This is a genomic window from Staphylococcus nepalensis (genome assembly GCF_014635045.1).
GTDB classification, from domain to species: domain Bacteria; phylum Bacillota; class Bacilli; order Staphylococcales; family Staphylococcaceae; genus Staphylococcus; species Staphylococcus nepalensis.
Genome location: NZ_BMCF01000004.1, coordinates 1 through 20942 on the forward strand (window position 1 = coordinate 1; position 20942 = coordinate 20942).

The following is a 20942-nucleotide window of genomic DNA, read 5'->3' on the forward strand; positions in this document are numbered from 1 at the left end:
AATCGTGTATCCAGTAATAACGTTGTCATCCTCTAATTTTTTCACTCTATTTGTTGCTGCTTGACCAGTTAGATTTACTTTTGCTCCTAAATGCTTCATTGAAATTTTACTGTTATTTTTTAATTCGCTAATTATTTTTTTGTCTAATTCGTCCATTTTTATCACTCACTTTCAATTTTCAAGTATTTAGTTAAAAACTCTTTGAAATTTATATTTAAACACATAGACCATCCAATTAAGATAAATATATACAAAAATTTGGAGGAATTATTTATGAACATAACACATATAAGAAATGCTACAAGCATCATTGAGTATGCAGATAAAAAGTTTTTAGTTGACCCGATGTTAGGCGAAAAAGGGTCTTTTGCAAGTTTTCCTGATGCTCCTGGAGAAGAGTTAGAGAATCCACTTGTCGACTTACCTATATCTCTAGAAGACATCATTAAAGATATTGACGCGATTATTTTAACACATTTGCATATTGACCATTTTGATGAAACGGCACAAAAACATTTACCAAAAGATATCAAGGTATTTGTACAAGACGAAAACGACGCAGAAGAAATTAAAGGTGTTGGCTTTAAAGATGTAGAAATATTAACCGAGTATACAACGTTTGAGGGTGTTAAACTAATAAAAACGCCTGGTGAGCATGGTAGAGGTGAAATTTTAGAAATCATTGGTTCTGTTTGTGGCGTTATTTTTGATCATCCTACAGAACAAAGATTATATATAGCAGGAGATACCGTATGGTATAGCAAGATTAAAAACGTAATAAAACACTATGAGCCTGAAGTTATCATTGTAAATGGTGGCGACAACCAATTTTATGAAGGCAGCTCATTAATTATGAACGAATATGATGTATATAAAGTAGCAAAAGAAGCACCTAATTCAAAAATTATTGTAGTGCATATGGAAGCAGTAACTCATTGGAATTTATCTAGAAACAGATTAAAACAATTTGTAAATGAAAAAGGATTAGAAGATCAAGTACTAATCCCAGATGACGGTGACAGTTATCATATGTAGAAAGGAGCCATTATGAATAACAAAATATGGTCGAAAGATTTTGTGATATATTCTATCATAAACTTTTTATTGATACTCGTATATTTTTTACTAAACTCTACCATCACTAATTATGCGCAAACTGAATATAATTCATCTAGTATAATGATGGGCTTTATAGCAAGTGTTTTCATAGTAGGTGCGCTAATTGGTAGAGTACTCACTGGATTTATCAAAATAACGAAGAAAATATTTATTTTAAATATGGTGGTTTATTTCGTATCAATTGTTTTATATTTTGTGAACTTAGACGAATATTTTTTAGTGTTTGTTCGATTATTACATGGGCTTTCTACGGGTATCACTACAACGATAGTAGGTACTATTGTTGCCTTAGTAATCCCTCAATCGCGTAAAGGCGAAGGGATTAGCTATTTTGCGTTAAGTACTGCACTGGCTACAGGATTCGGTCCATTTATTGGAATATCTTTAACACAGAATTCTAGTTTAATGAATATTTTTTATGCCAGTTTAATCTTTGCGATATTAAGTTTACTTATGTCATTTTTAATCAAAGTGCCTTATAACGAAAATAAGAAAGAAATATCTATAAAAAACTTAATGAATAAATCAACAATACCAATTGGATTTATTATATTTTTGAGTGCATTTTCTTTTTCAGGTATAGTATCGTACATTAATTTGTACGCAATCCAAATTGATTTAGTACAAGCAGCAAGTTTCTTTTTTATAATATATACAGTTTCAGTATTAGTGTCTAGACCTTTCACAGGAAAAATTGCTGATATTTATGGAGCAAATAAAATTATGTATCCAGCCCTTATATTCTTTTTTGTTGGCTTACTTTTACTAAGTATCAGCAGTGATGACTGGATGATGTTATTGTCAGGTCTATTTATTGGGCTTGGTTTTGGTAACATTTCTTCAATCACTCAAACGATCGCTGTCAGTGAAGCTAAACCAGAAAATGTAGGACTAGCTACTTCAACATTTATGATTTTTATGGATTTAGGAAATGGATTAGGACCTTATATATTAGGATTTGGGATTCCCATTTTAGGTTATGCGGGAATGTATAAAATCCTTGCGGTTATTATTCTATTAACATTTATTTTATATTACTTTTTACATGCCAAAAACCTAAAATAACTATATAGATATTTTAGGTTAAAAATGGACTAGTGCATTGATGTAAATGACATTACCAATCAAATTGAATAATATAGTAGAAAAACAACATACGCTTAATAATGTATGTTGTTTTTCATTTATTAGGTAAAACCTTCCTTATATATTAAGTAAAATGACATATACTATAGTTAGTAAATAGTTATTACGGTCACTTATTGGTTAAATTGTAGTATTTTCAAATTAATAAAAGCTATATTCTTTTACCATCAAGATATATAGCTGTTTTTTTCTTTAATCATTTCGAATGACTCTTTTCATTTCTTCTGCTAATTTTTTATCTGACAATTCGTTAGAGTTACTCAACTCATTAATAATATTATTTTTTTCACTCTCACTACGTTTTTGGCTTAGCTTGTAGGCAGCTAAAATTTTAGTTGCTTTAATTTTAAAACCTACAATACCTTTAATCTGTTTTTTCGTTTTATCTGACATGTTATCCCACGTAGCACATTTTCACGATATTTTTCATATTTATCCAATAATTGTTCTAGATCTGCTTCTAATTCATCTTCATTTAAAGTCTTACCCTTTCCATAGATATGAACACTTTGATAATTCCAAGGCGGAACATCTTCTTGATGATACCATGTTGACGATATGTAACTATGTGCTCCTTGAAATATCACTAATATGTTATCGTTGTCGTCTATAGTTCCCCATTGCTGGTTCCCTCTTGCAAAATGACCAGAAATATATAAATCATTGTCCTTCTCTGTAATCATAACAGGAATATGTGTAGCTATGGGACATCCATTATCAGTCGATACTATAACGGCAAAATTATTTTTCTCAATAAAGCTTTTAATTTCCTGATAATCATTAATTTGATAATAATTTGGTATGTACATAGATTATCTCCCCTTTTATAATTCTTTTAACATAATGAAATCAATTTGTTTCTCATCTCCCATAAAAAATACATGTTCATCAATTTTATAGAAACCTAATTTTTTATAAAATTGAATCGCATTTTCATTTTTTTCCCAAACCCCTAACCATATATTCTCACACTCTAAATCTTTCGCTAGTTTTATTGCTTGTTTATATAATTCCTTCCCTAATCCATGTTTTTGAAATTCCCTCAATATATAAATTCGTTCAATTTCTATATTGTTACCTTCAATTTCTTCAGTTTGTGCATTACTTAGATTTAGCTTCAAATAACCGGCTAATTCATTTTCAAAATAAATGAAATAAAAATATGAATTGGGATTTTTTAACTCTTCAGTCATTCTTTCCGAAGTAAAAGCTGTTTTTAAGTATTCTTCAATATTTTCTTTTTTGTTTTGAGACCTAAAGGTTTCGCCAAAAGTTTTTTTCCCAATTTGTTTCAATGCTTCTGTATCACTCTCGTTACATGTTCTAATCATCGCTACCCTCCTATTTTCTAATAGTTTCTTTTATTGCCTTTTTTAACATAAAGCCAATCCTCTGATATATTATTTTTAACTTTGTCTAGCAATTTTACTAAAGTTGTAATTTCTGTTTCTGTTAACCCTTCTAAAGCCACAGAATTAGAATGCTCATTCTCTCTAATTATAAAAGAATAAAGTTCTTCTCCTTTTTCAGTAGCATATAATAATTTGTTTTTTTTATTTTCTTTTTGACTTTTTTTCGTGATTAGTCCATTATTTTCCATATTCTTAATAGCTCTAGAGGCTGTTGCTCTATCAATTTTTAACATTTCTACTAATTGTTCTTGAATAATACCTGGGTTCTCATAAATTCTAACTAAATAAACAAATTGTCCTTTTGATAAATTGATGTCTTTAAACTCAATATTACTTATTGAATCCAAAGCTCTTGCAATAATTCCTATATCTCTTAATATATCTTTCATTAATATCCCTTTCTTTTTATTGCAATTACAATAAAATTAACATAGTGATATTCTAACACAATTACACTTAAAAAAGATAGAAAAATGAAGAGAAATGAGAAAAAGTATCTATAACCATATTTCACTATATATTATTTTAAAATGTGGTTAATTTAAATAAAGTAGGGAAGGCTATTAGAAAAGTAAAGGAGGAATTATTTTGCTTAAAAATATTAACGAAGTTAGAGTTCCAGATAGTAAAATAATAGAAGATGCTCAAAACATTGTTAGAGAATATGGTAATGAATTAATATGGAACCATTCTAATAGAGTTTATTTATTTGGAGAAGTTAAGGGAACACAAGATAATTTAACTTATGATAAAGAACTGTTATACATTACAGCATTGTTCCATGATTTAGGATTAACAGAAAAATATAGTAGCGATGATTTAAGGTTTGAAGTGGATGGGGCTAACGCTGTTAGACAGTTTTTAACCACATATAACTATAAGAAGGGAGATTTACAATTAGCTTGGGATTCTATCGCTTTACATACAACTTTAGGTGTCGCAGAACATAAAGAGAATAATGTTGCATTACTATATCATGGCGTGGGAATGGATGTTATGGGAGACAATTGGAACCAATATTCTGATGAGATTAGAAAAGCAATCGTTAATAAATTTCCAAGAGGTAATTTTAAACATGATGTAATAGAATCTTTTTATAACGGGTTTAAACATAAACCAGAAACTACTTTTGGAAATATTAAATCAGATGTTATAAAATATTTTGAACCAGAATACCCACAAAATAATTTTTGTTCTTGTATTTTAAGATCTAAATGGGAGCGTTAAACTAATGAGAGCCCAAGAGATAAATATCTCTAATTAAAGAATAAACGCCAAATTCTATTGAAATAATATAGAAATGACGTTTCCTTTAACTTTATAAAGCTTTATGCCAAAAAACTAGACAGAATTTATAAATTTTAGCTACTCATAATAAATAGATGATATGAATATGGCCACTTAAATATTTGATAATATTTTTACGTTGTGGCAATTTATATATAGAAAAGAGACAACACACAAGTTTACTGCCCCAGTAATTCCGTTAAAAAACGGTGACTTTAAAAATGATATTTTATTAAAATAACCATCTTCTTCTTGCCAAAGTTAGTGATGGTTATTTTTATGGTTGGCCTTACTAACTAATACTAAGCTAATAATTGCCATGACAAGCATTAGCATTTCATAATCAGTCAATACTACTCCTTTCTAGGAGTAACACCACATTTCATGTCGCCCCTTATATAAAGAGATCAGCCAAATGGACTACTTTCTCAGTAACCCTTTAAAAGGAGTGTTTATTTTTTCTTCCTAATTTCTTCGCCAGTGAAAGGATTTTTATATCCAACAAGTGTTAATTGCTCTGCAATGGCATTCTCTTGTAATTGATTACGAATATAATTTTTTGTTTCTTCCAACTGTATCCGTATAAAACCCTTTACACCCAATTTTTCTATTACCTTATCTATATTTTAAATGAGCATATCTGTCAAAAATCATTAAACTATTCTTTCCTTTTAAATATCCTACAAATTTTGAAACACTTAATATTGGAGGAATACTAACTAACATATGAATATGGTCTTTACATGCTTCAGCTTCAATAATTTCTACACCTTTTCTTTCACACAACTACCTCAATATTATTCCAATATCTTTCTTGATTTTCCCATAAATAATTGTCCTTATATATTTAGGTACGAAGACTATAGGGTACTTACAATCCCATTTTGTATGTGCTAACCTATTTGTGTCTGATGACATAAGTTGCATCTCCTCGTGGTGTTAATTTTGGTTGGCTGCCTAAATATTATTTTAACGTGAAGAGATGCAATTTTTAATACAATGGTATAACCATACCGAACCCACACGCATAGCTTATGCTTTTATACAAATAAGCCCCCAAAAGATTTCTAACTAATGAAATCTTTTTGGGGCAAAATTTTGGAATTTGCATCTTATTCCTTCACATATCAAACTTTGGCTATCTTGCTATGCTTCATTTATTTTAATTTAATAATTTTTTTAAACTGTAAGGAATACCGTTATAGTCATTTGTTAAAGTCACTTCATCAGCAACAGCTTTCACGTCATCATTAGCGTTCCCCATAGCGATTGCTTTACCAACAACTTTTAACATTGATATATCATTTGAACTATCACCAAAGCCAATAACTTGAGATAAATTCAAACCTAATTTATTACTAAGATCAGTTATTGCATTACCTTTAGAAACGCCTTGTGCCATAAATTCTAAGAAATAAGGTTTACTTGTTGTGACATCAATCGTTTCGTTAAAATGACCAGCTAAATCATTTCTAATACTCGTAATTTTAGGAATATAATCAATACCCATAACTTTAGGTACATCCTCTTGAATATATGATTTTAAATCATCTACTGCTTTCATTGGTAAACCTGTCAGCTCTGATTCAATATTCATATATTCATGTTCACCTTCATATACGATATAGCCATCTTGGTAAGTCAACACGAATAATTGGTTATCTCTACAGAAATCTACAATTTCATCAAAGTCTGATTTTGATACTGTACGACTAACTTCAACTGTTTCATTTGCTACGTTTACTGTCTTACCGCCATTATAACTTATAACATAACTGTTAAATTGATCTAGTTTTAATCGTTTTGCAGTTGGTAACATACCTTCAGTTGGTCTGCCTGATGCTAGCACAACTGTATAACCTTGATGTTGTATATCAATTAAATAATTGGCCGTATCAGTACTCACTTCATTGTCTGAAGTCATTAATGTATCATCCATATCCATAACTATTAACTTATATCCCATCTTCCTAATCTCCTTTCAACGTCTACTCAACTATAATACAACAAATTAATGACGTTGGTACAATACTTCAGATTCTACACCCGTCACATTAATAGTAACAAGTTCTGAACGACAATGGATAAATTCACGTTTAAGTTCTCTTACTAATTCTCCGCTTCGTTCAGGCGCTATCATTGTTAAAACAGTTGGTCCTGCGCCACTGATAACAGTAGCATATGAATGATACCGTTTCGCAATCCGTTTAATTGTTTGAAATTCAGGAATTAAATGTTGACGATAAGGTTCATGAAAACCATCTTGTTCCATCATTTTACCTGCTAATTCATAGTTATGTTGAATCAATGCACTAATCATGGTATTACTAATTGCACTATTTCTAACGGCATCCTTATGCGAAAAAGTCTCTGGCAATGCATTTCTCGAAAGTGTAGTACTTAATTCATTAGATGGTATTGTGATGATCATGTCTGCTCTAGGTGGATCAATATACGATACGTCCGTCACTTTCGTTTGTGGATCATAATACCCTAATACGAGCCCTCCATAAATCGTCGGTGCCACATTGTCAGGATGTCCTTCAAACTCGGTAGCTAACTGCAATAATTCATATTTAGAAAGCTCTATATCTCCAAAGTAATTTGCTATGTAAAGTGCACCAACCAATGCAGAAGCAGACGAGCCTAGTCCTCTTGCTAATGGGATTTCACTCCTCATTTCTATATCTAAGGGAGGTAAAGTAACTTCATATCTATTAGCAACTTGCTGTGCAATTTGGTAAATATAGTGTGTTTCATCAATTGGTAAACCTTCAACATTGGGCCCAATATGTTTAAATGACCACCTATCACTATTATTGATTTGTACATTTAGATATAAAAATTTATTTAATGCCATACCTATAGAATCAAAACCGACACCTAAATTTGCAGTAGATGCCGGGATTTTTAAACTTAAGCTTTCACACATGCTATAGTGCTCCTTTAATATATTCTAGAATGCTTTCTCTATCATTTGGTAAAGGTTTAATTGGATCGTCCAATAATGAAATAGCTGTATCTGGATCTTTTAATCCATTACCTGTAAGCACTGATACGACACGTTTACCTTTAGGTAAATTACCTGCACGATGTAGCTTAATTAAACCTGCAATTGAAGCATTACTAGCAGGTTCACTGAACACGCCTTCTTTTCTAGCCATTAATTGATACGCTTCTAAAATTTCTTCGTCTGTGACACTATCTATTAAGCCTTCAGATTCTTCCAACGCACTCGTTGCTTTATCCCAACTTGCTGGGTTACCAATTCTAATTGCAGTAGCAACTGTATCTGGCTCTTTAACTACTTTATTTTGTACAATAGGCGATGCGCCTTCAGCTTGAAAACCATATAAATTAGGTAATTGTGTGCCATGTGCATCATGATACTCTTTAAAGCCTTTCCAATAGGCAGAAATGTTACCCGCATTGCCAACTGGGATGGATAAAATATCAGGTGCTTGACCATCTAATTGTTGGATTACTTCAAATGCACTTGTTTTTTGTCCTTCAATACGGTATGGATTAACAGAATTAACGAGTGCAATCTCACCATTTTTTGCAACTTCTTGTACAATTTCGAGTGCTTCATCAAAATTCCCTTCTATAGAAACAATTTCAGCACCGTACATCACTGCTTGAGACAATTTACCTAAAGCAATTTTGCCTTCTGGAATGACTACGATTGCTTTCAAACCTGCTCTTGCAGCATATGCAGCTGCGGAAGCAGAAGTGTTACCAGTAGAAGCACAAATAACAATTTTTTTGCCTTCCTCTTTCGCTTTGGCCATAGCCATAACCATACCTCTATCTTTAAAGGATCCTGTTGGATTAGCTCCTTCGTATTTCACATGTAATTCAATACCCAGCATTTCTGACATATTTTTACAATAAATTAAAGGGGTTTGGCCTTCATTCAAGCTCACTTTAGGGGTATCAGATGTAACTGGTAAATACGCTTTAAATTCTTCTACAAGTCCTTGCCAATTTTTCATAAATTTTAAACTCCTTCAACTGGGTAGATTTTCTGAACAACATAACCTGATTCTTTAATAGCAGATACTGGTGACTCATCAACACCAATAACAACTATACCGGCAGTACGAGCATCACGTTCAGCCACAGTTAATGATTTGTGTACAGGTAATTCTCCTTTTAATAATGTTTCTACTTGATTTATATCTTCACCATCTGTTTGTACTACAACATAATAACTTTCTTTACCTTTAATTGTAATAGTCTCTTCTTCATCGTTCATCATTTCTTTTGTCTTTTCTGTTTTTAATTCAAAATGAGGTGGCAACGTATGCAAGTTAGTATCAAAATTAAACGTGACATTTAATAAATCACTTACTACCGCACTACCAGTAGCTAAACTACCTGCGCCTTTACCATAGAACATCGTTTCCCCGACTGCATCGCCAATCACATAAATCGCATTGAACTCATCTTCAACTGCTGCAAGCTGATGGTCCTTATTGATGAACGTTGGCGCCACGGATGCGTTTACTTGAGCATTTTCATACGTCCCTTTACCTATTAATTTGATTTTATAGCCAAGTTGGTCTGCAACTTTAATATCTGACAATGTCACGTCACTAATACCATGTCTATCTACCTCATCTAAATTAATTACTTGATTGAATGATAGATATGAAGTGATGACAACTTTTCTAGCTGCATCAATACCTTCAACATCATCAGTCGGATCTGCTTCAGCAAATCCTAAGCGTTGTGCCTCTGCTAAAGCATCTTCGAATGACGTTTTTTCGTGTGTCATCTTACTTAATATAAAGTTAGATGTTCCATTTAAAATACCCATAAACTTACTAATATTATTGGCATTTAAGCCATTGTTTATAGCATTTACAATTGGAATGCCGCCCGCAACACTTGCTTCATATTTTAAGGCAACGTCGTTTTCTTGCGCTAAACTCTCTAATTCATTTAAATTTACAGCTAATAAATCTTTGTTAGCTGTAATAACATGTTTCTTTTGGCTTAACGCACGTTTCAACCATTCTACTGTGGGTTCAACTCCCCCAAGTACTTCGACAACAATATCAATTGAAGTGTCATTTAATATGTCATCAATATTTTCAGTTAAATGATATTTCGAAACATTAATAGGTCTTTGTCTAGTCTTATCACGGACTAAAATATGTCTAATATTAATGTCCTTATTCATAGTGTCTTTAATTTGTTCTCTATTTTCTTCTATTATTTTTACTACACCAGAACCTACAGTTCCTAAACCAAGTAGTGCTACGTTTAATTCTTTCATGTCTTCATTCCTCCGTTTGTTCTTCTAAAAAATACAATTGTACAGTTGAAAAATACTTGAATATGGTATAGTATAAATTCATTCATTCTTTTTGTAAAGCCTATGAATATTAAAAGCGTATATTTATATTATCACTCCTGTGATAAAAACTAAACTAAATTTTCTGATTTTTTAGAAAGGTTGTATGACATTATGAAAGTATCAAAATTTGGAGGAAGTTCTGTTTCCAATGCAGAACAAATTAAAAAAGTATTAGACATCGTTAATTCAGATGAAGCAAGAAAAATTGTAGTTGTATCAGCACCAGGAAAAAGGTATAAAGAGGATGTAAAAACAACCGATTTATTGATTCGTCTATATGAAAAAGTAATAGAACAATTGGATCACGTTTCTAAAAAAGAAGAAATCGTTCAACGCTACGCTGATATTATTGACGAACTTAATATGAGCCATACTTTATTAAAAACAATAGACGAAACATTAGAAAACTATATCAATACATTAAAAAACAAACCTTCAAGGTTATTAGACGCATTGCTTTCATGTGGCGAAAACTTTAATGCTCAACTGATTGCAGAATACAATAATAGTCAAGGCATACCAACACGTTATGTTTCTCCTGGAGAAGCTGGTATTACTGTTACGGATTTACCACAAAATGCTCAAATTTTAGACCAATCATATGAAACACTTTATAACCTAAGATCGTATAAAGAAAAATTAATCATCCCAGGATTTTTCGGTATTTCAAGACAAAATTACGTAGTTACATTCCCACGCGGAGGTTCAGATATTACTGGGGCAATTGTAGCTAGAGGTGTCAGAGCAGATTTATATGAAAACTTCACTGATGTTTCTGGTATTTTTAAAGCTAACCCTTCTATTGTAAAAAATCCTGAAGTTATTAATGAAATTACTTATCGCGAAATGCGAGAGTTATCCTATGCAGGATTCGGTGTGTTTCATGATGAAGCGTTACAACCATTGCATAAAGATAGAATCCCAGTGGTAATTAAAAATACAAATAAACCGAACGATACTGGAACGTATATTAGACATGATAGAGAAATCGATTCAACGAGTGTCGTAAGTGGTATTAGTTGCGATAAAGATTTTACAGTGTTAAATATTAAAAAATATCTAATGAATAGACAAATTGGTTTCACACGTAAAATATTGGCAGTGTTAGAAGATTACGATATTTCATTTGACCATATGCCATCAGGTATTGATAACATCAGTATCATTATGCGTTCAAAAGAAATACAGAACAAAGAAGAAAAAGTACTTAATGATATACGTAAGCATTGTGATGTTGACGAATTAAGCATTGAACATGACTTAGCAGTATTAATGGTAGTTGGGGAAGGTATGCATAGAATTGTTGGCACAGCTAACACGATTACGCATGCACTTGCAGAAGCTAATATCAATCTAAAAATGATGAACCAAGGTGCGTCAGAAATTTCTATGATGTTTGGTATTGATGTAACTGATGCTGAAAGAGCAGTAAATGCGACTTATGAATATTGTTATACTAAAAAATGTTTAAACGTTTAAATAACAGCATGTAAAAAATAAAAAGCAAAATCCTTCAAATCGTATAGTTTCATTTGAAAGCTGATGAATACTATTGAATGATTTGAAGGATTTTTAAATGGCTCTGTTCTCAGAAATAAGTGCTTGATTGATACGTTCGTCTCCAACCACTAAACGTAAAATAACAAATTGATAATAACTTAATGAATCTATGACATTTCTGTAATTAGGCAATTGATGATAATCAATCGGATCTAATAACTCGTACATTAAAACAATTTCTGGTTTAATGTAATCGACATCCCACTTAATAGAATGGAAATAAATATGTTTTTCAGGTAAACGAATGTTGTGATTCCATCTAAACATCCATTCATCGTTTTCGACGTCATAAACAATAACTGTCATTACTAATTCATCATCTGCATATATATTAGCATGGGTCACATCTGAAAAATGAACGTTTGAAAAGTCAGGTGTCTCATTTTTACCGTCATGTAACTTTATTATACTATCTTTAGGTATGAACTTTAGAACTTCACCAAGAAATTTCCTTTCCACACTGATATCAACCTTATCGTTTAAGTTAAATTCATCATGAAGAAAAAGTTGTTTCGCAATTTCACCATTATATTTAAACAAATCAGGTACATTTTCAGTTAAATTATTTACAACGTCTTTAATTTTACTACTATTACTAACTGCCAAATCTGTACCTCCAATCAAAAGTAAGCGTTTCCATTAACAATTATTATAGTATTAGTAAGTTTATTTTTCAACGTAAAATATTTAAAATTGTGAAACCAAACACAAATTTATTTAAAATTTACCAATATAGCTATAGTCTTGTCTATCTTGTTGCTTTAAAGTATCTGGTCTATTAACAAGTAATAATTCTTGAGTACTATTAGATATCGCTAGTTGAATTTCAGCAATTTCTGGCAAAGTTTGATATAATGCATTATCTACCATATATGGGGCAGTAGCGAAATAATAACGAATATGATACTTCTCAAATGTTTGGTTAACATCAGGACCAGTAATAATATGTAAAGCGTTGTTTACTTTTCCGTTAGGCATAATAATATTAAAATTTGTATATTTTGCCACGTATTTTATAATATCTGTCGAAAAACTAATGATTGAAATTTTGGTATGCGCTTCATATAGTTCATCAATGATTTTATAAGATACTGGATGATTATCAAATGCAATCACTTCATTATTATTTATATTTTCGATAGTATAGTTAATATATTTTTTCATAGTAGTCAAATCTTTGTCCTCCAAATAGATTTTTCGAAAATAAATGTAGTACATAATATACGTATTACCTAAATAAGCGCTAGTTACTTCTTTATATTTGTGGCTTATTTCATTTTTTAAATGCACGCTACTTCACCTTGAATTATAGGCCATTACACCTTATAATTTAAGATTAAAACTGTATGCTTATCACCCACTATTAATTAGTTAATAGTATTTGTGCTAATAGAAATAAAAGAGTAAAATATACTTTGTTAAAAAATTATTAAGATTAGGATGATATCAATGTTTTTTCCGATTATTTTAGCAATTATTATTGTAATACTAATTTTAGTTATTATTATAGAACGAAGAGTGATGAATCATAAACTTGAAACTGAAACTTATGCTAAAGACCAATTAGTAAATAAAATAAGTCTCATCACTCGTGAAAACACGTACTTGAAAAACCAAATGCTTGAAAAAAATGCTAGTAATGACACGCATCATCATGGTTTAAGAAAAGCAAAACAAGAATTACAAGAGATATTATCACAATATCAAAAAGAAGGGGCCATTTCATTCTTTGATATTATTACCACTGGTAACTTAGCTGTTAAACATCCATTATTTGAATATGCTAGAGCATTTGATTATATTGTCATTACAGAAAAAGGTTTATTTAATATTAATGTGAAAAACTGGAAACAAAAGACATTTTACCATTTCACTGTGGATCCATCTACTGCGTTAGAAAATAATCAGGAAGATACTGTAAACCAAACTGTAGGCCGTTATATAGCTGATCAATTTCATAGTCAATTCCAATCAACGCGCCCTACAACGTACACATTTATTGAAAGAATCAGAAACAATTCTGTTACGTATGATTTTTATAATTACGACCCATATGAACAATCTTCAAAAAATACAAAAGCATTAGAAGATAGAATTGCAGAAAAATTAAATCATAGAATCCATAACATCGGTTTAGTTTACTTCACAGATGGAAGTGTAAATTTAATTGATGGCCCTACAGAAAGACAAGATTTTGTAGAAACAGTGTCTTCTAAATCCTCACTAAAAGAAGTCATTGGTGAAACTGTGACTCATGCACCTGAATCATTGTCTGAAGAACAATATAATGCATTACTTTCACATTTTCATTAATTAAATATTAATAAAACACTCTAAATTATTAATTGAAAAAGGCTAGTACTCAATTTTAAAAGTTGAGCCACTAGCCTTTTTTATATTTTAAAATAGTAAAAATTAAATTAACTCCAAATATTTTCTTTATTATTTTTTGCTTCTTGTTCCGCCTTTTCAAATAAGTCTCTATATTTGCCATTTGGAGCATAATATTTTTCTCTAGCCAATCCTTTTCTTACTAGTTCTTCGTTAAATAGTGTTTCTTTATCTAACCAAACGTAAGCAAGTGTTCGCCCATAATGGTCTTCTTTTTCTTTATCATATTCTAAATGTATATCTTTATCAGTTAAATGTGCTTTAGAGTAACCAGAAGCTGCCTCTCCATATGGCTGCACAGACGTGTTAGGTTTAACCGTTTCTGGCGTATCTATGCCTATTAACCTCACTCTCATTTGTTCGTTATCATTACTTCTTGCTACAAGCGTGTCACCATCTACCACACGCTCTACATGTACTGTTTCAGTTTGTTCTGGACCAGAAGCATCATTTGAATCATTGAATGAAAACGGGCCGGTGCCATTGATAAATTGAAATACGAGAACACCTAAAATAACGATACTCACAACTAATATAGTGATTTTCTTTGTCGATTTCATTGTTGCACCTACTCCTTAAGCATATTCCAAATTATCATATAGAATATAAAACTATACGTCAAGATAGCTATACAAAAACAAATGTATTATTTACGCAATAAATATTTACTACTTTATAATGTCTACATGATTGTTAAATAATATGATGGTAATTTATTTTATCTTATCTGTTTTCTCGTGCTATAATAAACAACGATAGGAGTGAAACACTTGAGCATATTTAAAGAAAACATGATTACAGTTATTGCAATTGTTATAGCAATCATCGTTGGATTGATATTACAATACCAATATCAATTTCCTCCCCTTGTGTCAGCCGCTGTAGCTATATTTCTAGGCATTTTCATTGGATTTATTGTCTTTGTCATTCAAGTTATTGTAACTAAAATTAAGAAAAAATAGTATTTCCTGCCGCACAATTGAGTCGGCAGTTTTTTTGGCATCTAGTTAACATAATATTATTATAGTTTTGTAAACATACTTTGTCTATGATTGTTTATTATACTTCAGCATTTTTTCTACTTCCAATTTTCCTTTCATTAAATAGCCTACTTTAATATAGTAGTATTTTAATTGCTTCCATTAAACTTTTATCAAAAAAGTAAATATACACATTACTTGTAATATTTTGTTATAGTGTAACTGAATCGTAATGTGATTCAAAATTTCTATTTGGAGTGATATAGTATGAATAAAATTTCAAAGATTTTTGTAGCAGGTACGGTTACGCTTGGAACTGCATTAGGTATAAATATTTCTAATGAAGAAGAATCACATAACGAAGCGCAAGCAATAACGACGCAACCTTGGTATACTTATAGTGGATATACTTCAGAGGGTGGTGATTTTGTATTAGATCAATCTTTTTTTAATGGGTTAAAAGCTGGAAATATGACATTTAATGAAATTAAAGTCAACAGCAAGTACCATTCTGGATCTAGCAGTAAGGTGATTTACGATCAAACTTTTCAGCAAACAAATGGTAAAACCGCAAATAGTGTAACATTTAGTATACAAAATAAATCAGTAAGTTTAAAAGATATACGTGTGCAGTATGGTGAAAATTATAAGTACCAACAGCCAATAAATGGAGATAAAGAAACTAGTAGTGACGGACTTTATGGATACCAAGTTGGCGACGGTAATATTGTTTTCCATGTCAGTGATGGTTATGTAACAAGTGCTGTGGTTTCTTAATAGTTCACTTTATAAATCAACGCTAATGACACTTCACAAACAAATATTTTACATTGTTACTCACTATATAATGCAATTAACAAACATATCTGTACGCCACGCACCGCCCCTCGCTATCGTTAATTAGTGAGGGCTTTCATTTGTAGTTTAGCCGCCTATTTGCTCATCTCATCTTCAGGTTTGCAAAGGTAATATACATATGATGTGACAACCCAATTACGTGCTGCTGTGATCATGATATGAATTAGAATAACTGTCGCTTTTTAACCCTCTTTTTGATATACCAACTGATGTTTGCAGTGATCAAAAACGATTATGTTAATCCTTTAGAAACATGTCCGCTTCCGATAAATTTCAATATATTAAACAGAATTTAAAATCTTTAATTTTAATATAATTAAGTATGTCCTAACAGCTATTACACCATTCTCATCATTAATTGAGCGTTTATAAAGTTATCGTAAAAAGGACAACATGCTACTGCATGTCGTCCTATATGAGTGCCGTCCAAAAGACGTTGCCTTTACATTAAATTTTGTATACCTATAGTATAATTGCTATCATTTTTTAAGCTTAAATTACTCAGCAACTGAATATGAGGGTTGTGCCTGGCATATGAACTGCAAGTGTAATCCCAATTAGAAAAAACTGTCTGATTTAAATTAAACTTTATATAGTATGACCATAGTTATTTGAAAAGTCATTTACAATACTACTTAATATGAATGTTTATTTGTTACATTGACACAACAATGTAACATAATTAATTTCTCACAATATCTTTACTCGTTTCAATAATAAATAAAACAAGTAAAGTCAGGCAAACAGAACCAACAAGCGTTGGGATAATAAAGAACATGGCTGTCGAGTTTGATATAGCCTCACCTGTAGAATTTAACATGGTTACTCCAATGAATGCGCCAATTACTGCTGAAATCGTGCTAATAATAAGGTTAGTCATTTTATTATTAGTTAACCAAATTGAAAATGTCACCCCAACGATTACACCTATTACGATTGTAATAATAAAATCCATCAAATCCCTCCTATAGTATAGTGTTTCTATCTGCGTATACCATTTATTTAAACACACCAGAACATGGTACGATGCCTAACATTTATAAGAATACAACTTACATATTCTGCTTATAAATTCAATAACCTCAAAAAAGTATATTAAACACATAAAACTAAAATTTTGGTTTTAGAAAAAGTTTATTTTCTAAATTAAATAATAAGCAAACGCCCTACCTTCAGCCTACGTATTGCTCAAAAAAAGTTAAACCATACAGTGAACAGTAACCAAACGTACGCTTTTTACATTTTCATAAATTTAGCTCTACGCATCCAAAAGTAAAATAGATATATTAAAATCTTCAGTGATTGATTTAATGGATATTTCGTTATCTGCATGTAATTTTATTATTTTACGACGTTGGGGCTCCACCATTGCTTGAAACACATTATAGTTTTTGTATTATTCATTAGCATTTAGATACTTAGGAAGGTTCATCTTCACTATTTCTTCCCAGCCGTCATCCATAAATCCTTGTACAACAGAGTGTGGTTGGCCAAACTCTGTTTCTTTTTCTTCATCCCAACCAGAATGTATCAGTATAAATTCTGTTGTACTATCATCTATTTGTTTAAGTTGGAATGTTACGGTCCAATCTTTTCCCCAATCAAAACTTAAGCTATCTTTAGGGTTTAGTTCTGTTACTTTACATGGGGATGCCCCATATTCTCCAGCGTAAAGCGTAAATTCTTTGCCTAACTTAGCTTCAAAATCATTTGGCATCCACCAAGAAGTTATACCTTCTGATGTTGAAATGGCGTGCCAAACTTTATCTTTACTTGCTTTGAGCATAACTACTTTTTCTATTTGTGACATTTTGTTACTATTGTTTATCTATGACACCTCCGTGTTTGATGTAACACCTTTTAGTGTTATATTCAGCATAGTTATTTTATTTAAATATATAATACTTCTTTCAAAAACCATACTATTTCCCTATTATTATTCTATTTATAAAAAATAATTTTAAAAAACTTATCTATTAAACTTATCAAAATTAAATATTGTATTTTTCTTTAGACAAAACTGTATTTGGTGAAACTATATCTTTTTAAAACCTTCATTGATGGATTATAAAATAGTCCTATTTAATTTTTCTTCTAATAATGACCAAGCTTCATAAAAATGCTCATCTAAATGAATCGGTCTAAAACCAAAATCAAGATACATATTAATCGCTTGGTAACTCGTCGTTTGAGAAGTTAAATAAACTTGGTTATGATATTTGGCTATAAGTTTCATTGTGGCAGATAATAGTGGTTTAGATAAATGCTTGCCTTGGTATTCAGGTATGATTGCTACCCAGTGAATACGACCCATTGTATGGCGTTCATCTGTTAATCGTCCGTACCAAGCGGTTGCAGTGCCAATGACTTCTCCTTTAGCATTTTCTATAAATAAACATCGTTGTTCCATTTGGTCTAAGTAGGGACCAAATTCATCATTAAAATGGCATAACGCTTGGTTTATAGTATTAAATTCGTTAACGCTTGTTTCTACATTAGCCCATTTTAATTGTTCACCTTTTTGAAAATGGCGAATTTTATAACCATTGGGTAATCCGTAATCTGGTATATGATCTAATTGATCTCTTAGCATCTGTAATTTAAAATATTTCATCATTATCTAACTCCTTATAACTCCGATCAAATTAAAACTTGTGTTTTTAAAATCATTTAGCATTATGCTAAAAAATATAAATGTTGTACATAAAACAAGAGACTAAGATATAAATAACTTCTTAGTCTCAAATATAGCTATGGATTATGGTTGTTATAATAAGTCAACGCGTTAACACGCGCTTTATTCAATCCGAGTCGCTTTATAAACCGCAAACACAACAGTTTAAAAATGGTTTTTGATTAAATTTCTTTAATAAAAGTTAATATCGCATGAAATTCTTCTTCATCCGATGAAAATGTGCGCTCTTCGATTTCACGTATTGTACTATTTAATAATTTATATTCTGAAACTTCTTCATCTTTTAAATATGCGTTGATGCTACTTTCTAATTCTTTTAAAGAATGTGCTTTGATAGTGCTTAATTTTATTTCTTGCATTTAAATACATCCCCTTTTTGTAATTGTATATTTCTATTATTTAAAAAACACAAAATCTCATGATTAAAAAATAATTCCAAACATATATACATTATACACTTTATCAATGAATTTAATCTTATTTTTCAAAATTATATTACATATCACGCATGATTTAGAATCTAATAAATATGTTAAAAATACATATTTTTAACATGACACATAAATACAATCTAAACCACTTATACAAACAAAGGTAGGTGCAGAAAATTAGAAAAAATTATTCAAGACAAAGAAGTATTGTAAAATTTGCACATACAAATTGCCCCCAAATACTAATATTGATAAAAAAAGGCGCAAAAAAAGCAATCCGAATTTATTCGTATAGAAGAAGATTCGGATTGCTGATATTACTAGTGTTTTGCCCCTTTTGCTTAGCACCTAGTATTGTTTTAAATATTGTTCTCTTTCCCATTCAGAAACTTGGGTCCTGTAATAATCCCACTCAATTGATTTAGAATTGATAAATTGATTATAAATATGGTTACCTAAAGCTTCTTTAATAGAATCATTTTCTCTCATCGCTTTGATAGCTGTATATAAAGTTGAAGGTAAATCTTGAATACCCACTGCTTCACGTTCTTCACGATTCATTTCATAAATATTTTGATTTACGGGTTCAGGTACTTCTAATTTATTTTCAATACCATCTAAGCCTGCTTGCAAGATAGCTGCTAATGCTAAGTATGGATTAGCTGCAGGGTCAACAGAACGGACTTCCACACGTGTTGATAAACCACGTGAAGTTGGTACACGTATTAATGGAGAACGGTTTTTACCACTCCAAGCAATATAGCAAGGCGCTTCATAACCTGGAACTAAACGTTTATAAGAATTAACTAAAGGATTACATACACCTGTTAAACCGCGTGCATTTTTAAGAATTCCGGCAATAAAGTGGTAAGCATCTTTAGTCATTTGCATATCACCTTCAGGATCATAAAAGGCATTTTCTTTACCTTTAAATAGTGACATATTAAAGTGCATTCCGCTTCCATTTACACCGAATAACGGTTTTGGCATGAAAGTTGCATGTAGATTATGTTGACGTGCGATTGTTTTGACAACTAATTTGAACGTTTGAATGTTATCACATGCAGTGATTGCATCTGCGTATTTAAAATCAATTTCATGTTGACCTGGTGCCACTTCATGGTGACTTGCTTCAATATCGAAGCCCATATCTTCTAACTCTAAAACAATGTCACGACGACAGTTTTCACCTAAATCTGTAGGTGCAAGGTCGAAATAACCGCCATTATCATTTAATTCTAATGTTGGTTCACCTTTCTCATCTAATTTGAATAAGAAGAATTCTGGCTCAGGTCCTAAATTTAACTCAGAAAAACCTAAGTCTTGCATATTTTTTAATACACGTTTTAAGTTTGCGCGTGGGTCACCTTCAAATGGTGTACCGTCTGTTTTATATACATCACAGATTAGACGAGCCACTTTGCCTTGACCAGCTGTCCACGGGAAAATAACCCAAGTGTCTAAATCTGGATATAAATACATGTCTGATTCTTCAATACGCACAAAGCCTTCGATTGAAGATCCATCAAACATCATTTGATTATCTAAAACTTTTTCTAATTGGCTAACTGGCACTTCTACGTTTTTAATTACACCTAAAATGTCAGTAAATTGTAAACGTAAGTACCTGACATTTTCTTCCTTAGCGAACTTGTGAATGTCTTCCTTTGTAAATGAACGTTTTGCCATTATAATGTC

Annotated in this window: 22 protein-coding genes and 2 pseudogenes; 7 read left to right on the plus strand and 17 right to left on the minus strand. The window is 31.1% G+C overall.

Annotation, left to right across the window (positions count from 1 at the left end; genetic code table 11):
• Positions 1-156, minus strand: a 156-nt coding sequence (locus IEU88_RS07105; RefSeq protein WP_188350416.1) for an Lrp/AsnC family transcriptional regulator, incomplete at its 3' end; no start/stop codon positions are given.
• A 117-nt stretch (positions 157-273) separates the two neighbouring features.
• On the opposite strand from IEU88_RS07105, the gene IEU88_RS07110 reads away from it, so the two are divergent.
• Positions 274-1035, plus strand: a complete 762-nt coding sequence (locus IEU88_RS07110) for an MBL fold metallo-hydrolase (protein WP_103373413.1) — start codon at positions 274-276, stop codon at positions 1033-1035.
• A gap of 12 nt (positions 1036-1047) precedes the next feature.
• Positions 1048-2184 carry an MFS transporter gene (locus tag IEU88_RS07115; protein ID WP_103373412.1) on the plus strand — a complete coding sequence of 379 codons (1137 nt, stop codon included), beginning with the start codon at positions 1048-1050 and terminating at the stop codon, positions 2182-2184.
• Positions 2185-2457: 273 nt separating this feature from the next.
• Here IEU88_RS07115 and IEU88_RS07120 read toward each other — a convergent pair.
• From IEU88_RS07120 to IEU88_RS07130, 3 genes and pseudogenes are all read right to left on the minus strand, one after another.
• Positions 2458-3074 (minus strand): annotated as a pseudogene (locus IEU88_RS07120) (FMN-binding negative transcriptional regulator).
• Positions 3075-3089: 15 nt separating this feature from the next.
• Positions 3090-3596, minus strand: a complete 507-nt coding sequence (locus tag IEU88_RS07125; RefSeq protein ID WP_103372571.1) for a GNAT family N-acetyltransferase — start codon at positions 3594-3596, stop codon at positions 3090-3092.
• Positions 3597-3613: 17 nt separating this feature from the next.
• Positions 3614-4066: a MarR family winged helix-turn-helix transcriptional regulator gene (locus IEU88_RS07130; protein WP_103372570.1), complete on the minus strand. Its 453-nt coding sequence runs from the start codon at positions 4064-4066 to the stop codon at positions 3614-3616.
• A gap of 199 nt (positions 4067-4265) precedes the next feature.
• Here IEU88_RS07130 and IEU88_RS07135 point away from each other — a divergent pair, with 199 nt between their 5' ends.
• Positions 4266-4904, plus strand: a complete 639-nt coding sequence (locus tag IEU88_RS07135; RefSeq protein WP_103372569.1) for an HD domain-containing protein — start codon at positions 4266-4268, stop codon at positions 4902-4904.
• 512 nt (positions 4905-5416) lie between these two features.
• On the opposite strand, the pseudogene tnpA reads toward IEU88_RS07135, so the two are convergent.
• From tnpA to IEU88_RS07160, 5 genes and pseudogenes are all read right to left on the minus strand, one after another.
• Positions 5417-5882 (minus strand): annotated as a pseudogene (gene tnpA, locus IEU88_RS07140) (IS200/IS605 family transposase).
• Between the two features lie 244 nt (positions 5883-6126).
• Positions 6127-6930: a Cof-type HAD-IIB family hydrolase gene (locus IEU88_RS07145; protein WP_096823872.1), complete on the minus strand. Its 804-nt coding sequence runs from the start codon at positions 6928-6930 to the stop codon at positions 6127-6129.
• A 45-nt stretch (positions 6931-6975) separates the two neighbouring features.
• Entirely contained in the window at positions 6976-7896 is a 921-nt protein-coding gene (thrB, locus tag IEU88_RS07150) for a homoserine kinase (RefSeq protein ID WP_096809964.1), read from the minus strand.
• A gap of 1 nt (position 7897) precedes the next feature.
• Positions 7898-8959 carry a threonine synthase gene (gene thrC / locus IEU88_RS07155; RefSeq protein ID WP_103372568.1) on the minus strand — a complete coding sequence of 354 codons (1062 nt, stop codon included), beginning with the start codon at positions 8957-8959 and terminating at the stop codon, positions 7898-7900.
• A gap of 5 nt (positions 8960-8964) precedes the next feature.
• Entirely contained in the window at positions 8965-10248 is a 1284-nt protein-coding gene (locus IEU88_RS07160) for a homoserine dehydrogenase (RefSeq protein WP_103372567.1), read from the minus strand.
• Positions 10249-10440: 192 nt separating this feature from the next.
• Here IEU88_RS07160 and IEU88_RS07165 point away from each other — a divergent pair, with 192 nt between their 5' ends.
• On the plus strand, positions 10441-11808 hold the full coding sequence (locus IEU88_RS07165; protein ID WP_096823874.1) for an aspartate kinase: 1368 nt from the start codon (positions 10441-10443) through the stop codon (positions 11806-11808).
• 93 nt (positions 11809-11901) lie between these two features.
• Here the strand turns inward: IEU88_RS07165 and IEU88_RS07170 are convergent, their stop codons facing one another.
• Together IEU88_RS07170 and IEU88_RS07175 are read right to left on the minus strand one after the other, a co-directional pair.
• Complete coding sequence (locus IEU88_RS07170) at positions 11902-12495, minus strand: hypothetical protein (protein WP_103372566.1); 594 nt, start codon at positions 12493-12495, stop codon at positions 11902-11904.
• 111 nt (positions 12496-12606) lie between these two features.
• A complete protein-coding gene (locus IEU88_RS07175) occupies positions 12607-13053 on the minus strand; it encodes a sugar phosphate isomerase family (protein ID WP_229719048.1) in 447 nt (148 codons plus the stop codon).
• A 285-nt stretch (positions 13054-13338) separates the two neighbouring features.
• Here IEU88_RS07175 and IEU88_RS07180 point away from each other — a divergent pair, with 285 nt between their 5' ends.
• Positions 13339-14202, plus strand: coding sequence for an NERD domain-containing protein (locus tag IEU88_RS07180; RefSeq protein ID WP_096809973.1), 864 nt, complete (start codon positions 13339-13341; stop codon positions 14200-14202).
• A gap of 107 nt (positions 14203-14309) precedes the next feature.
• Here the strand turns inward: IEU88_RS07180 and nucI are convergent, their stop codons facing one another.
• Positions 14310-14840, minus strand: a complete 531-nt coding sequence (gene nucI / locus IEU88_RS07185; RefSeq protein ID WP_096809975.1) for a thermonuclease NucI — start codon at positions 14838-14840, stop codon at positions 14310-14312.
• 210 nt (positions 14841-15050) lie between these two features.
• On the opposite strand from nucI, the gene IEU88_RS07190 reads away from it, so the two are divergent.
• Complete coding sequence (locus IEU88_RS07190) at positions 15051-15242, plus strand: hypothetical protein (RefSeq protein WP_096809976.1); 192 nt, start codon at positions 15051-15053, stop codon at positions 15240-15242.
• 285 nt (positions 15243-15527) lie between these two features.
• Entirely contained in the window at positions 15528-16037 is a 510-nt protein-coding gene (isaB, locus tag IEU88_RS07195) for an immunodominant staphylococcal antigen IsaB family protein (protein ID WP_096809978.1), read from the plus strand.
• Between the two features lie 763 nt (positions 16038-16800).
• On the opposite strand, the gene IEU88_RS07200 is transcribed toward isaB, so the two are convergent.
• The 5 genes from IEU88_RS07200 to glnA all read right to left on the minus strand — a co-directional run bounded on the left by IEU88_RS07200 (position 16801) and on the right by glnA (position 20933).
• Positions 16801-17073: a hypothetical protein gene (locus tag IEU88_RS07200; RefSeq protein ID WP_103373698.1), complete on the minus strand. Its 273-nt coding sequence runs from the start codon at positions 17071-17073 to the stop codon at positions 16801-16803.
• Between the two features lie 441 nt (positions 17074-17514).
• Positions 17515-17928, minus strand: a complete 414-nt coding sequence (locus IEU88_RS07205) for an SRPBCC family protein (RefSeq protein ID WP_103373699.1) — start codon at positions 17926-17928, stop codon at positions 17515-17517.
• A gap of 255 nt (positions 17929-18183) precedes the next feature.
• Positions 18184-18732, minus strand: a complete 549-nt coding sequence (locus IEU88_RS07210) for a GNAT family N-acetyltransferase (RefSeq protein WP_103373700.1) — start codon at positions 18730-18732, stop codon at positions 18184-18186.
• Between the two features lie 242 nt (positions 18733-18974).
• Positions 18975-19172, minus strand: a complete 198-nt coding sequence (locus tag IEU88_RS07215) for a hypothetical protein (RefSeq protein ID WP_096809983.1) — start codon at positions 19170-19172, stop codon at positions 18975-18977.
• A 420-nt stretch (positions 19173-19592) separates the two neighbouring features.
• On the minus strand, positions 19593-20933 hold the full coding sequence (gene glnA / locus IEU88_RS07220; protein WP_096809985.1) for a type I glutamate--ammonia ligase: 1341 nt from the start codon (positions 20931-20933) through the stop codon (positions 19593-19595).
• Between the last annotated feature and the right edge of the window lie 9 nt (positions 20934-20942).

What these genes read in the sequence shown, in the direction of transcription:
- thrB (WP_096809964.1), bottom strand. Translation starts at nt 7,896, where the DNA reads ATGTGTGAAAGCTTAAGTTTAAAAATCCCGGCATCTACTGCAAATTTA.
- IEU88_RS07125 (WP_103372571.1), bottom strand. Translation starts at nt 3,596, where the DNA reads ATGATTAGAACATGTAACGAGAGTGATACAGAAGCATTGAAACAAATT.
- IEU88_RS07175 (WP_229719048.1), bottom strand. Translation starts at nt 13,053, where the DNA reads ATGAAAAAATATATTAACTATACTATCGAAAATATAAATAATAATGAA.
- glnA (WP_096809985.1), bottom strand. Translation starts at nt 20,933, where the DNA reads ATGGCAAAACGTTCATTTACAAAGGAAGACATTCACAAGTTCGCTAAG.
- IEU88_RS07215 (WP_096809983.1), bottom strand. Translation starts at nt 19,172, where the DNA reads ATGCAAGAAATAAAATTAAGCACTATCAAAGCACATTCTTTAAAAGAA.
- IEU88_RS07130 (WP_103372570.1), bottom strand. Translation starts at nt 4,066, where the DNA reads ATGAAAGATATATTAAGAGATATAGGAATTATTGCAAGAGCTTTGGAT.
- IEU88_RS07205 (WP_103373699.1), bottom strand. Translation starts at nt 17,928, where the DNA reads ATGTCACAAATAGAAAAAGTAGTTATGCTCAAAGCAAGTAAAGATAAA.
- IEU88_RS07180 (WP_096809973.1), top strand. Translation starts at nt 13,339, where the DNA reads ATGTTTTTTCCGATTATTTTAGCAATTATTATTGTAATACTAATTTTA.
- IEU88_RS07145 (WP_096823872.1), bottom strand. Translation starts at nt 6,930, where the DNA reads ATGGGATATAAGTTAATAGTTATGGATATGGATGATACATTAATGACT.
- IEU88_RS07160 (WP_103372567.1), bottom strand. Translation starts at nt 10,248, where the DNA reads ATGAAAGAATTAAACGTAGCACTACTTGGTTTAGGAACTGTAGGTTCT.
- IEU88_RS07115 (WP_103373412.1), top strand. Translation starts at nt 1,048, where the DNA reads ATGAATAACAAAATATGGTCGAAAGATTTTGTGATATATTCTATCATA.
- nucI (WP_096809975.1), bottom strand. Translation starts at nt 14,840, where the DNA reads ATGAAATCGACAAAGAAAATCACTATATTAGTTGTGAGTATCGTTATT.
- IEU88_RS07200 (WP_103373698.1), bottom strand. Translation starts at nt 17,073, where the DNA reads ATGGATTTTATTATTACAATCGTAATAGGTGTAATCGTTGGGGTGACA.
- IEU88_RS07110 (WP_103373413.1), top strand. Translation starts at nt 274, where the DNA reads ATGAACATAACACATATAAGAAATGCTACAAGCATCATTGAGTATGCA.
- thrC (WP_103372568.1), bottom strand. Translation starts at nt 8,959, where the DNA reads ATGAAAAATTGGCAAGGACTTGTAGAAGAATTTAAAGCGTATTTACCA.
- IEU88_RS07210 (WP_103373700.1), bottom strand. Translation starts at nt 18,732, where the DNA reads ATGAAATATTTTAAATTACAGATGCTAAGAGATCAATTAGATCATATA.
- isaB (WP_096809978.1), top strand. Translation starts at nt 15,528, where the DNA reads ATGAATAAAATTTCAAAGATTTTTGTAGCAGGTACGGTTACGCTTGGA.
- IEU88_RS07165 (WP_096823874.1), top strand. Translation starts at nt 10,441, where the DNA reads ATGAAAGTATCAAAATTTGGAGGAAGTTCTGTTTCCAATGCAGAACAA.